Here is a 12,651-nt window from a genome sequence, read left to right on the forward strand (position 1 = left end):
AGTCTGACCAGCGCTTATAAAACGCGGATGCCGTACTGCTCCAGCATATCGGACAATAGCGACAACGGAAGGCCGACAACGTTGAAATAACAGCCCTCGATCTCTTCCACTAGTGTTGATCCGAGCCCTTGAATGCCGTAGGAACCCGCCTTGTCGCGAGGCTCGCCAGTCGCCACATAGCGCCTGATCCGCTCGCTGCCAAGCTCCTTCATTTTCACTTTGGTTCTCCGGCTGGCGACCAGCGTCTTGCCGGAATCCGCAGCGATGCAAGCAATGCCTGTGAAGACGTCATGCTGCTTTCCCGACAGCCTCTCCAGCATGCTTGCCGCTTCATCGTCGTCCCGCGGCTTGCCCAAAATCTGTCCGTCAAGCGCTACGATCGTATCTGCAGCGATTATGAGATCGAAAGCTCCTGCCGGCTTATTCTCCCGTTCGCGAAGCATGGCCAGCGCAGCTGTTGCTTTGCGCAGACTAAGCTCCTCGACGGTCGATTGCGGCGTCCAATGGTCCAAGACCGTCTCGTCCGCATCCGTAGACAAAATATAAACCGGCAAGGAAAGGTCCAGAGATGCGACCAGTTCCTTCCGGCGCGGTGACGATGAAGCCAATACGATCCGGCTTATCGGTTCGATTACATGTTGATTGGTTGTCATACTTCGTATTCTCCTTATAATGCCTGTCCAATCGCAATCAATATCCAATTGCCGGACCGCATCTACATCTTGCGATACAGCCAAATAGCGAGCGCCGCCCCGACAATGCTGAATAGGCTCAGTTGCAATTTCAACGTAAAATCAAAGCTGAGCACGTACAAATCAACAGCAGGCGACCAGGTTGTCACGATCGGCTTGGTCAAGAAAGACAACCCTTGAACGGGCTCCAGCCAGCGGGCTACCAAAGCTCCGGCCACAAGCCCAAGCACGATAAACAAGAAAAGGATCCAGCCATTTTTCTTCATCGTTCAATCCCTTTCGCCACGAATTGACACCTGACTCTATTATACGCAGGTTGTACGCTCTTTACAATGCGCTCATAGACTCAAACCATTCTTTTTGGGCCAGCACAGCGCGCATCAAGGCCTCTTGCGCAGTCCATAGATTCGCTTTGCTTGCCGCCTTGCCGTAAGCAAGCATAGCATTTCCGGCATCGCCTATCGCGTCGGTCAGCTTGGCAAGCTGCTCTCCTTCCTTACTGTCGCCAACTCCCTTTTTCATCGTCTCAGCGGAGTTCTTCCACTCGCCCAGCTTGTCTTGCCATGCCTTGGCGGCAGCCTCTCCGATCGGAGACAAGTCAGCTTGCTCCAACTGCGTCACGATTAGCGACGACCAGGATGCAACCAGAGCATGTGTCCGTTCAAAAAACTGCTTCGCGTCCCCTTCGCTGCCTGTAAAAGCAATGCGGTCAGGCAGCGCCAGCTTCAGCTCTTTTTTGTAAATGAGCATATCCGGCATTTCGGCTGCGAGCACCTCCGCTTCTTTCTGGCTTGTCGCCAATCCTGCGTACACATAATAGGAATCTCCAGAGTGGATCGCAGCCGCCGGCAAGCCTTTGGCCGCAAGCTGCCTCATCGCTTCATCGCGCCCCTCCGTGCCCTTGAACACACCGTATTGAAGCACGGAATACGACTGCTCGCCGCCCAGGCTGACCGTCGCCGTGGCTGCAGGCTTATCAGGCTGTCCGGATGGCGGCGTCTTGGCGCCTGCACCCCCCTTGTCTTCATCGTCGATGCCTCCTGCAACCGGCAAGTTCACAATGTCGTCCAGCGTAACGCCTTTCCCTTCAGCTGCGCTCCCGTTCTGCGAGCTTCCGGGCCAGATAATGCCTCCGGTAAACAAGGTGAGAATAAAGTAGCCGAATAAAGCGCCGGTTGCCAGCGCGCCAGCAACCGACAGGAACACGTTAAGCCAGGAGGGTCCGCCAGTCTTGCGGATGACAGGCCCCTCATCATCTACAATGAGATGATGGCGATTCTCGCCGCGTCTCCAATCATATTCACGCTCATGCTCTCGTTCCGGAGCTGACGGTACGGTAATGTCATGCTGCAAGGATGCCCAAGGATCGCTTGCTTCCGGCTCGTGAAGATCTTGGGATGGCGCTGCAGAAGCTCCGTTCCTTATTGATGCTTCAATGTCCGTGTGTGCATGCCCCCTGCCGGGTTCGCCTTCAGAGTCGCGAATCAGCTTCTCCAGTGCGCCGACATCCTCCTGAAAGACGCTGTCCCATGGATGAGTGTCATCTATACCATTCGAAGCCGCCGGCTGATATAAGGGGATTACATTGCCGGCTGGCGATAGTTTCCTGCGCTCTTCCGTCCGCTGGGGCTTTTCTTCCTTATGACCGATCTGCTGTCCTTGCCGGTCAAAACGATAGGTTATCCGGTTGTTTGGCTTCATGTCCATCTCTCCTCGTCCCATTGTCTGCTATTAGTCTATGAAATGAAAAAGAGAGTTATGCCGGGATATTGAGAGATTCAAAAAAAGAAGCGGGGCTGTCCATGGACAGTCCCGCTTCTTCATATTCAGTCGCTTAGGATGCAGAGGTCAAATGCTTCGCAAGCGCGTCAGCCGCTTTCCAAATATCCCCGGCTCCCATTGTGATAACCAGATCGCCTGGAGCGACACGCTCCTTCAGCACGTCCAGCACTTCTTCTTTGGTGGCGATATACTCCGCATGGGCATGGCTGTTCTTGCGAATCAGCTCCACCAGCTTGCCGGAATTGACGCCCTCGATTTGCTTCTCGCCCGCCGGAGAGTAGATATCGGTAATAATGACCTCATCCGCCTCCGAGAACGATCTGCTGAATTGCTCGAACAAGAAAAACGTTCTTGTATAGCGCTGCGGCTGGAAGACCGCAATGATGCGCTTGCCTGTCGCCTTAGCCGCGCTGATCGTCGCCTGAATCTCAGTGGGATGATGAGCGTAATCGTCAATGACGAGAATGTCGTTCACCTCTCCGAGCACCTGGAACCGGCGTTTCGCCCCGCGGAAGGAGAAGATCGCTCCTTTGACCGCGTCGAAGTCAAGACCAGCCTCCAGGCAAGTAATAATCGTCGCCATTGCGTTCGACACGTTATGAAGGCCTGGAACGGACAGCTCGATATTGCCCAGCAGCACGCCGCTCTTCAATACGTCGAACGATACTTTGCGGTCGCCCAGCACGATATTGTCCGCCCTGTACATCGCGTCCTCTTGAATGCCGTACGTAACGAGCTGAGCCGATTCGCGTTCCTTGTCTCCTCCGTAGATGCGAGGAAGCAGCTCTCTGACCGTCTCGCTGTCGACGCAGACAATCGCCTTGCCGCCATCCTTCACCTGCTGAAGGAATTGCACATAAGCCGCTTTCAGCTTTTCGAAATCTCCATCATAATTCTCAAGATGGTCCGGCTCAATGTTCGTCACGATTGCAATGGAAGGATGATATTGCAGGAAGGAGCCGTCGCTCTCATCCGCCTCCGCTACCACATATTCGCCTTTGCCCGCTTTTGCGTTGGTGCCAACGTTTACGATTTCTCCGCCGATAATGTAAGTCGGATCGGCTTCGCATGCTTCCATAACAAGCGCGATCATGGAGGAAGTTGTCGTCTTGCCGTGCGCGCCCGCAACCGCGACGCCCTTCCCCGCATTCATCAGCCTTGCCAGCATCTGTGCGCGGTGCAGCACCGGAATATTAAGCTCCTCCGCTGCCTTGCGCTCCACATTGTCGCTTGTCAGAGCCGTGGAGTAGACCACCAGATCGGCGCCTCTCACATGCTCTGGCTGATGGCCGATATAGATATCGGCGCCTTTTGCAGCAAGCTTCTCCGTAAGCTCCTGCCGCGCGACATCGGAACCGGTTACCTTATAGCCCATCTCCAGCATGACGCGTGCAATCGCGCTCATGCCGTAACCGCCGATTCCGATGAAATGAACGTGTTCTGCCGTATTCAAAGACGGTTCACCAACCTTTTTCAGAATCCGAGTTGTACAGCAAGCGGGCGCGAGCGTCCGCAATTAAATAAAGCGTCCCTGTCACGACCCCAAGATCCGAAGACCCGGTAACCTGTTGTAATGTTTGCAATGCCTGCTTCCAATCCTTCTCGATGACAAGCTCGAACGGCTTACCGCCTGGCAGCTCCTGCACGATTGCAGCCAAGTCCTGCGCTTCCATCTTCATCCGGTAATCGGGCTCGGTTAAGATAAGCGTATCCACTATTGGTAGTATATGCTTAAATGTAGCCCGATGATTCTTATTCTCCAGCATCCCCATCACAACATGGAGACGGTCATACTTATAGGTTTCCTTCAAAGCCTTCACCAGCATCTCCGCGCCTTCCGGATTATGGGCGCCATCCAGCAATATGCGCGGATCGCGCTTCACCATCTCCAGCCTGCCCGGCCATGCCGCCTTATGCAATCCCTCTGTCAGGGCATCGTCATCGACAACCAGCGCCTGATATTGACGCAGCACCTCCAGCGTCATGACAGCGACAGCCGCATTCGTCCGCTGATGCGCCCCGTTAAGAGAAATGCGAAGCGGCTCGATAGTCCGGAACATGCCTTGGAAGCGGAATTCCTGTTCATCCTCGCGCACCTCAAGCGCCGTCTCGCTGAACTGCTCGCCGAGCATGTACAATGTGCTGCGCTTCTCCCCGGCCACGCGCCGGATGACATCCACCACTTCAGGCTGCGTCACGGCGCTGACAACCGGAATGCCCGGCTTGATAATGCCAGCCTTCTCTTCCGCCACTTTAGCAAGCGTATCGCCAAGGCGGTCCATATGATCGTGGCCGACATTGGTGATGACGGATATGACCGGATAGACGATATTGGTCACATCCAGACGGCCGCCAAGACCGGTCTCCCATACGACATAATCAGGGAAGGTCACTTTGGCAAAATAAAGAATGGCAAGCGCCGTCGATACCTCGAACATCGTCGGAGAGCCAAGCTCCGTCTCTGCGATCGCCTCGACATGCGGCTTCAGCTCATTGGCAAGCGCGAGCAGCTCCTCTTCTTTAATGTCTTTGCCGTTATATTGGAACCGATTGGTAAACTTCGTGATGTAAGGCGAGGTGAACGTGCCTACATCGTATCCGCTCTGGAACAGCACGCTGGACAAATAAGCGCATACCGACCCTTTGCCGTTAGTGCCTGCGACATGTATGAATTTCAGCCTGCGGTGCGGGTTGCCAAGACGCTCCATAAGCGCCTCGATGCGGTCAAGCCCGGGGCGGATGCCGAACGGCACCAGTCCCGTGATCCAATCCGCTGCCGCCTGATAGGAAGGGAGAGTCCCGCTCTCCCCATGCTGCATGGTTGTTGTATCTGTCATCTCTATCCCTTCTTCCGCTTAAAGGCCTAACCGCGCAGTTCCGCGATACGAGCCAGCACTTTGTCTCTCTTCTCGGCATAATCCGCCATCTTGGCGCGCTCTTCTTCAATAACCTTGGCAGGAGCCTTTGCTACGAAACCTTCGTTGCCCAGCTTCTTCTCTACCCGCTCGACTTCGGAAATGAGCGTCTTCAGCTCTTTCTCCAGACGGGCAATCTCTTGCGAGATGTCAATCAGGCCTGCGAGCGGCAAGTACAGCTCCGCTCCCGTAATAATGGCAGTCATCGCTTTATCCGGCGCAGCAATGGAGATGCCGCTCTCCAGCAGGGACGTTCCGCAGAAGCGTTTGATGAACTCCTCGTTGCGGGACAGAATAGCAGCCTCGAATTCTCCGGCTGGCTTAATCAGCAGCTCGACCTTCTTGCTCATCGGCACGTTTACCTCAGCGCGGATATTGCGGACCGCACGGATCATCTCCATGAGCAGCTCCATCTCTTTCACCGCGTCAGGAGCCTCCAGCGCCGTATCGTAAGTTGGCCAAGGGGCCAGCGTAATCGTCTCGCCCTCATGCGGCAGATGCTGCCAGATCTCTTCGCTGATGAACGGCATGAACGGGTGGATCAGGCGCTGCGTCCGGTCAAGCACATAAGCCAGCACGGATTGCGTCGCGCGCTTCGCCGCTTCGTCTCCGCCATTCAGGCTGAGCTTCGAGAACTCAATATACCAGTCGCACAGGTCATCCCAAATAAAGTTGTACAGCACGCGGCCTGTCTCGCCGAACTCATAGCTGTCGATCAGTCTTGTCACATCGCGAACTGTCTCGTTCAGGCGGTGCAGAATCCAGCGGTCGGCTGTGCCGAGCTTCACGTTAATATCGATATCGCTTGCGTTGAACCCTTCCAGATTCATCAGCGCAAAACGGGACGCGTTCCAAATCTTGTTCGCGAAGTTGCGCGCCTGCTCCACTTTCTCATAGCGGAAGCGCAAATCCTGGCCAGGCGTGCTGCCCGTCGAAATCATAAAACGCATCGCGTCGGCGCCATACTGCTCAATGACGTCAAGCGGATCTACGCCATTGCCGAGCGACTTGGACATCTTCTGCCCATCCTTGTCGCGCACCAGACCATGCAGCAGCACATCCTTGAACGGCATCTCTTCGGTAAATTCAAGCGCCGTGAAGATCATGCGGGCTACCCAGAAGTAAATAATGTCGTAGCCGGTAACTAGAACATTCGTCGGGTAGTACCGTTTTAAGTCCTCGGTCTGATCCGGCCAGCCCAGCGTAGAGAACGGCCACAATGCGGAGCTGAACCAAGTGTCCAGCACGTCGTTGTCCTGGCGCAGATGGTCGCCCTTCATATCCTCGCGGGAGACGTGCATCTCGCCTGTCGCATCGTCATACCAAGCCGGAATCCGGTGTCCCCACCACAGCTGTCTGGAGATGCACCAGTCGCGTACGTTTTCGATCCAGTTCAGATAGATTTTCTCGAATCGCTCCGGTACGAATTGTACGCCCTTGCCTGCTTTCTGAGCTGCGATTGCAGCTTCCGCCAGCGGCTTCATCGCAACAAACCACTGTGTGGACAGATACGGCTCAACAACCGCTCCGCTGCGCTCGCTATGGCCAACCTGATGCACATGGTCCTCAATGCGCACGCATACGCCCTGCTCCTGCAGGTCCTTCACCAGCTGCTTGCGGCACTCGAACCGGTCCATGCCCTGGTAAGGGCCTGCTTCGGCATTCATGGTGCCTGTCTCGTCCATCACGATGATTTGCGGCAGGCTATGACGCTCGCCCACCTCGAAGTCGTTCGGGTCATGCGCCGGCGTAATTTTTACCGCGCCGGAACCGAATTCCTTCTCGACGTATTCGTCGGCGATAATCGGAATTTCTCTGCCGACTACCGGCAGCACGATCATGGAGCCGATCAAATGCTTGTAGCGCTCATCCTCCGGATGAACGGCAACCGCCGTATCGCCCAGCATCGTCTCCGGACGCGTCGTCGCGACTGTAATATGGCCGGAGCCGTCCTTCAGCGGATATTGCAGATGGTACAGGTGGCCGTTCAGCTCCTTGTACTCAACCTCGATATCGGACAGGGCCGTGCGCGCGGCAGGGTCCCAGTTAATAATCTTTTTGCCGCGGTAGATCAGGCCTTTCTCATAGAGACGGACGAACACTTCGCGAACCGCCTTGGACAAGCCTTCGTCCAGCGTGAACCGTTCTCTGGAGTAATCCAGGGACAGGCCCATTTTCGCCCATTGCTCGCGAATGGTATTCGCATATTGATCCTTCCACTCCCATACCTTATCCAGGAATGCCTCGCGTCCCAGATCGTGGCGGGATACACCCTGCTCGCGCAGCTTCTGCTCAACCTTCGTCTGAGTCGCGATACCCGCGTGGTCCGTTCCTGGAAGCCACAGCGCGTCATAGCCCTGCATCCGCTTGGTGCGGATCAATATATCCTGCAGCGTAAAGTCGAGCGCATGCCCGATATGCAGCATGCCCGTGACGTTCGGAGGCGGAATGACAATGGTGTAAGGTTCCGCATCGGGACGCTTGCCCGCTTCGAAGTAATTGCCCTTTACCCAGTATTCATACCATTTCTGTTCTGCCGATTTGGGATCGTAAGTCGTTGGCATTGCCGGTTTGAATTGGTCATCTGACATTGATTTCATCCTCCACAAATTCTTCTAAACATGCAAAAAGACCTCTCGTCCTATCATAAAGGACGAAAGGTCATGCTTCCGTGGTACCACCTTTGTTCCGCTGAGAAATACGCTCTCACGGCACTCGAACAGATAACGGCTGTTGCCGGCCCATATTAGCGCGAGATAATCCCGCGGTTCGTATAGGCAACTCCGGGGCGACCCGTATGCAGTCACATCCTGCAGAACCTCTCAGCGTAACGGTTCCGCTCTCTGAAGGCTCGCTGCGTACTAATCCCCTTCAACGTTGTTGTCACACATATATGTCTAATCATACCTTTGTTGCGGTGCGGAGTCAACCTGCTCCTATCATGATATAGGCAAAAACTATAAAGGATCGCTCCTTACTCGTTAAATTGGCATATATGTGCTTTGAATTGGGGTGTGGCTGAGTGCAAACTGCGCTCCGTTTGCGCAGAGTTCGAGTTGCGCGGCGGTGCAGGAGCGGAATAGTCAATTTGAGCGCTCTAGCGGTGCGTGGCGGTGTTGCAGGGGCAGAATCGCCAATTCGACCGCTCTAGCGGTGTGTGACGGCGGTGCAGGAGCGGAAGTGCAAATTCGTGCGCTCTAGCGGTGTGTGACGGCGGTGCAGGGGCGGAAGTGCCAATTCGAGCGCTCTAGCCGTGCGTGGCGGTGTTGCAGGTGCAGAATCGCCAATTCGACCGCTCTAGCGGTGCGTGGCGGTGTTGCAGGAGCGGAATAGCCAGTTTGAGCGTATTAGTGGTGCCCAGCGACGTTAAAAACATCTGATTACAGACATACAAATGGCGATGCCCAGGAATCATCCCCTGTGCATCGCCATCTAATTGCAATCGTCTTATTACAAGACAAGCAAGCCTCCTGCTCCAGCTCTATGGAATATAGAGCAGTTGCCCTTCGGCAACGGAGGATTCGTGCAAGCCGTTATGGACCAGAATCTCCCTAGGGTTGAGACTGTAGCGAAGCGCGATCTGTTCCAGCGTTTCTTCGCGCTGAACGATGCATACGCGGATTTTGCGGAACTCCCTCTCCTCCGCCTGCTTGCTGAGGAACAGCTTCTTCCACTCGATCTCTTCCTCGGGGCTTTGGATGCGGGCGGCCTCTTCCTGCTCCGTCTGTGTCTGCTCCGCGGCTTCGCGAGCGGCTTGCTCGCGTTTGCTGGACTGAAGCAGCGTGCGGAAGCCGAGATCAGACTGCGAGTCGCTGGTTCCCGCCGACGATTTGCCGCTGAATGCAATCTGCACCTCTTGCGGCTTGCGCGGCTCCGGATCCGGCTCGATCTCCTGGAGCACCGGCACATCTTCCTCCGACTGTAGCGAAACATCTTCCTCATGCTGCGCAATTACTGGCTCTTCCGCAGCTTCCTCCTCCGCTTCCGGCCGGAACGACTGGCTCTCGCTCCACTCCGGTTCTTCCCTGCTGCTGATTTGCTCCGTCTGTGCAGGCTGCTGCGTGTAAGAAGGCTGCTGGAACTGCTGATACAGCGACGCAAGCTGCGAGACGCCCTGCTGCTGATATGGCTGCTGAGGAACGTACGGCTGATAAGATGTGCTTGGCTCAGCCTGCTGCTGTTCCGCATTCCATTGCAGCCAGCTTTCTTCGGCAGCTTCTTCCCTAGAGGCAACCGTAACCTCCTGCTCCTGTTCCTCCTCAGCCTCCTGCCACTCTGCAGCCTGCGCGCTTTCCTCCGATATGTAGCTTTCGCCTGAACCCGTCTCTTCATCTTCTTCTCTTGCTTGATACTCAGCCTCTGCCTCATCCGGAATCAGCCCATGAAACACCTTTGTATCCGAGTCATCCTCGAACTCATTCGGCTCTTGCAGCGCTCTCTGATGAATCGCCGTGAACGATTCGTCCTCCCACTGCAATCCCTGCTCCTCTACCGGCTCCACGGATATGCCGCGCAGCGACAGAACCCCCGTAATGTTCAAGGTGCGGGCTGAAAGCAGGTCCACATCAAAGTTATCAATTTCGATTGAAATGTCATCCAGACGGGACACCCGGTTCATAGGCAAAGAAATTTCAACCGGAATCCAATGCTCCAGCGCAAGCGGTCCCGCCTCGCTGCCCTGCCCGCGATAGACGCCGCTAAGCAGCAGCTGGCCCTTCAAGACCGCCTGGTCCCCCTGATCAATGACCTGTATACGGGGAACAAGCTCGATCTCCTCCAGCTCGTCAATTCCTGCTACGTCATCGGGCAGATGAACTCGCTCATATACATCAAATCGCAATCCGTTCGACCCTGTTGACATGACATATTCCTCCCTTCGTACTGAATGCTTGGGCTAACTGTACATTCACTACTTATCTATATGGTAGATAGGGCAAGAGCATGACTGTCATTTTATTCAGGGACGAGTTTCTCCGGACAAGCGCTTTAGCCAGTCCGGCCAAGGCGACTGCACGTCCACGATCCTGCCTGTCAGCGGATGGGGAAATATCAGTCTCTCACCATGCAGCGCCTGGTGGCCAAGCAATCTGCTAGAACCGCCATAGAGCGTATCACCGACAAGCGGATGGCCGATATGACTCATATGGACGCGGATTTGATGAGTCCTCCCCGTCTCCAGCCGCAGACGGACAATCGTCAAGCCGTCCAACTGGCCGATCCGCTCATACGCCGTCAAAGCCGCGTCGCCAGACGGCGTGACGCGCCTGCGGGCAGCATGATGGCGGTCCTTGCCAATCGGAGCGTCAACCGTTCCCTTGTCCCGCTTCAGCAAGCCCTGCAAGGCAGCAACATAGATGCGTTCAATCTCCTTCGCTCTCATCGCCTCATCTAGCTTCCATTGGGCAAGATCGTTTTTGGCAAAGAGAACAGGTCCGGAAGTATCATCGTCAAGCCGGTGAATATGCCTCACCGGAAGCGGGTCATGCTTGGCCAGCATATGACGGCAAGCAGCCTCATCCAGCGTGCCAGCGTGCCCTTCATAAGCGGCATGGACCGGCATGCCCGCCGGCTTGTTCAATACAAGGCAATAATCGTCCTCGTACAGGACACCGGGCACTAAGAAAGATTGAGAAGCAGCACGACTGACAAGATGGCGGTATGCCTTGTCCTTCGCAGTATCTGTTGCGGGAAAAGCTAACAAGCCAAGCCCTTCATCCAACCACTTGATGCCGCCTACGGAAAACAGCCGGTTAATCCATTTCGCCGGGAATAAGGAAGAGGCCAGCAGCCATTGCCGCACATGATGCGGATGGCTGCCGGCCTCAAGTTCCGGCATCTCGGCTTTGTCGGAGAAATAGAGTTCCTGCAGCGAAGCCGCATCTAGCAACAGCCACTCTCCGCTCCTGCGTGTATAACGTTCAAGATCCAACATGCCGCGAGCCTCCTCTAACATGCTTTACAGGCGGCTCAGAGCTTGATCGTGAACGGCGATCGTCTCGTCGATGTCCGCATCGCTGTGAACAGCGGAGACGAACATGCCTTCAAATTGAGAAGGCGCAATGCTTACGCCCAGATCCAGCATGGCTGCAAAATAAGTCTTAAACCGTTCCAGATCGGCAGACTTCGCCGTCTCGTAGTTAATAACGGTCTTCTCCGTAAAGAACGGACAGACCATAGAGCCGACACGGTTAATCGTCGATGCAATGCCATGCTTGGCGGCATTCGCTTCAAAGCCAAGCTGCAGGCGAACGGCTTGTCTCTCCAGCAGCTCATAAGTTTCAGGCGTCAGCAGCTTCAACGTTGTATAGCCGGCCGCCATCGCAAGCGGATTGCCCGAAAGCGTACCTGCTTGATAGATCGGACCGCTTGGCGCAATCATCTCCATAATTTCACGTTTGCCGCCGTAAGCGCCGACTGGAAGGCCACCGCCAATGACTTTGCCGAAGCACGTGAGGTCCGGCGTTACGCCGAACAGTCCTTGCGCGCACTGGTAGCCCACGCGGAAACCTGTCATCACTTCGTCGAAGATCAGCAGGGTGCCGTACTGGGTCGTCACCTCGCGCAGTCCTTCCAAGAAGCCCGGAAGCGGCGGCACAACCCCCATATTGCCTGCTACCGGCTCTACGATCACACATGCAATCTCTTCGCCGAATTTCTCGAATGCCAGCTTGACGGACTCAATATCGTTATAAGGAACCGTAATCGTATGGGAAGCCACATGCTCCGGAACGCCCGGGCTGTCAGGCAAGCCCAGCGTCGCCACGCCGGAGCCCGCTTTGATCAGCAGACTGTCCGCATGGCCGTGATAGGAGCCTTCGAATTTCATAATTTTGCTTCTTTTCGTATAGCCGCGCGCAAGACGCAGGGCGCTCATGGTCGCTTCCGTACCGGAATTCACCATCCGCACGACATCTACGGACGGTACGCGCTCGCATACGAGCTCCGCCATCAGCGTCTCCAGCTCGGTTGGCGCGCCAAAGCTTGTCCCGCGCTCTGCCGTCTTGCGCAGCGCCTCAACGACCTCGGGATGGGCATGCCCCATAATGAGCGGCCCCCACGAAGCCACATAATCAATATAGACATTGCCGTCAATGTCATAGACACGGCTGCCTTCGCCGCGCTCCATGTAGACAGGCGTAAGCCCTACGGACTTGAATGCGCGAACAGGGGAGTTGACGCCTCCCGGAATCACTTTCTTCGCTCTGGCGAACGCCTCGGCGGAACGCGCATCATTACGTCTTCTATTGCTCTCCGTCATGCTC

Annotated in this window: 9 protein-coding genes and 1 other annotated feature; all 9 genes read right to left on the reverse strand. The window is 55.6% G+C overall.

Translation table 11 applies throughout. From position 1 onward, the window contains the following. Positions 1-14: 14 nt before the first annotated feature. The gene (locus D3P09_RS05465) at positions 15-653 is read right to left on the reverse strand and encodes a Maf family protein (protein WP_120107845.1); all 639 of its coding nucleotides are present in this window, start codon (positions 651-653) and stop codon (positions 15-17) included. A 62-nt stretch (positions 654-715) separates the two neighbouring features. Continuing rightward, the gene (locus D3P09_RS05470; protein WP_120107847.1) at positions 716-958 is read right to left on the reverse strand and encodes a DUF4321 domain-containing protein; all 243 of its coding nucleotides are present in this window, start codon (positions 956-958) and stop codon (positions 716-718) included. 61 nt (positions 959-1,019) lie between these two features. After that, entirely contained in the window at positions 1,020-2,393 is a 1,374-nt protein-coding gene (locus D3P09_RS05475) for a hypothetical protein (RefSeq protein ID WP_120107849.1), read from the reverse strand. A gap of 133 nt (positions 2,394-2,526) precedes the next feature. Next, positions 2,527-3,927, reverse strand: coding sequence for a UDP-N-acetylmuramate--L-alanine ligase (murC, locus tag D3P09_RS05480; RefSeq protein WP_120107850.1), 1,401 nt, complete (start codon positions 3,925-3,927; stop codon positions 2,527-2,529). A 7-nt stretch (positions 3,928-3,934) separates the two neighbouring features. Continuing rightward, on the reverse strand, positions 3,935-5,311 hold the full coding sequence (locus D3P09_RS05485; RefSeq protein ID WP_243643912.1) for a bifunctional folylpolyglutamate synthase/dihydrofolate synthase: 1,377 nt from the start codon (positions 5,309-5,311) through the stop codon (positions 3,935-3,937). A 26-nt stretch (positions 5,312-5,337) separates the two neighbouring features. Continuing rightward, positions 5,338-7,980 (reverse strand): valine--tRNA ligase, encoded by a 2,643-nt coding sequence (locus tag D3P09_RS05490; RefSeq protein ID WP_120107852.1) that lies wholly within the window; start codon positions 7,978-7,980, stop codon positions 5,338-5,340. Between the two features lie 55 nt (positions 7,981-8,035). Continuing rightward, positions 8,036-8,273 (reverse strand) — a binding site (T-box leader). A gap of 597 nt (positions 8,274-8,870) precedes the next feature. Then, complete coding sequence (locus tag D3P09_RS05495; RefSeq protein WP_120107853.1) at positions 8,871-10,250, reverse strand: LysM peptidoglycan-binding domain-containing protein; 1,380 nt, start codon at positions 10,248-10,250, stop codon at positions 8,871-8,873. A 96-nt stretch (positions 10,251-10,346) separates the two neighbouring features. Continuing rightward, positions 10,347-11,321, reverse strand: coding sequence for an RluA family pseudouridine synthase (locus tag D3P09_RS05500; RefSeq protein WP_120107855.1), 975 nt, complete (start codon positions 11,319-11,321; stop codon positions 10,347-10,349). A gap of 24 nt (positions 11,322-11,345) precedes the next feature. Then, positions 11,346-12,647, reverse strand: a complete 1,302-nt coding sequence (gene hemL / locus D3P09_RS05505; protein ID WP_120107857.1) for a glutamate-1-semialdehyde 2,1-aminomutase — start codon at positions 12,645-12,647, stop codon at positions 11,346-11,348. Between the last annotated feature and the right edge of the window lie 4 nt (positions 12,648-12,651).

The sequence above is a fragment of the Paenibacillus pinisoli genome (genome assembly GCF_003605435.1).
Taxonomy (GTDB): Bacteria; Bacillota; Bacilli; order Paenibacillales; family Paenibacillaceae; genus Pristimantibacillus; species Pristimantibacillus pinisoli.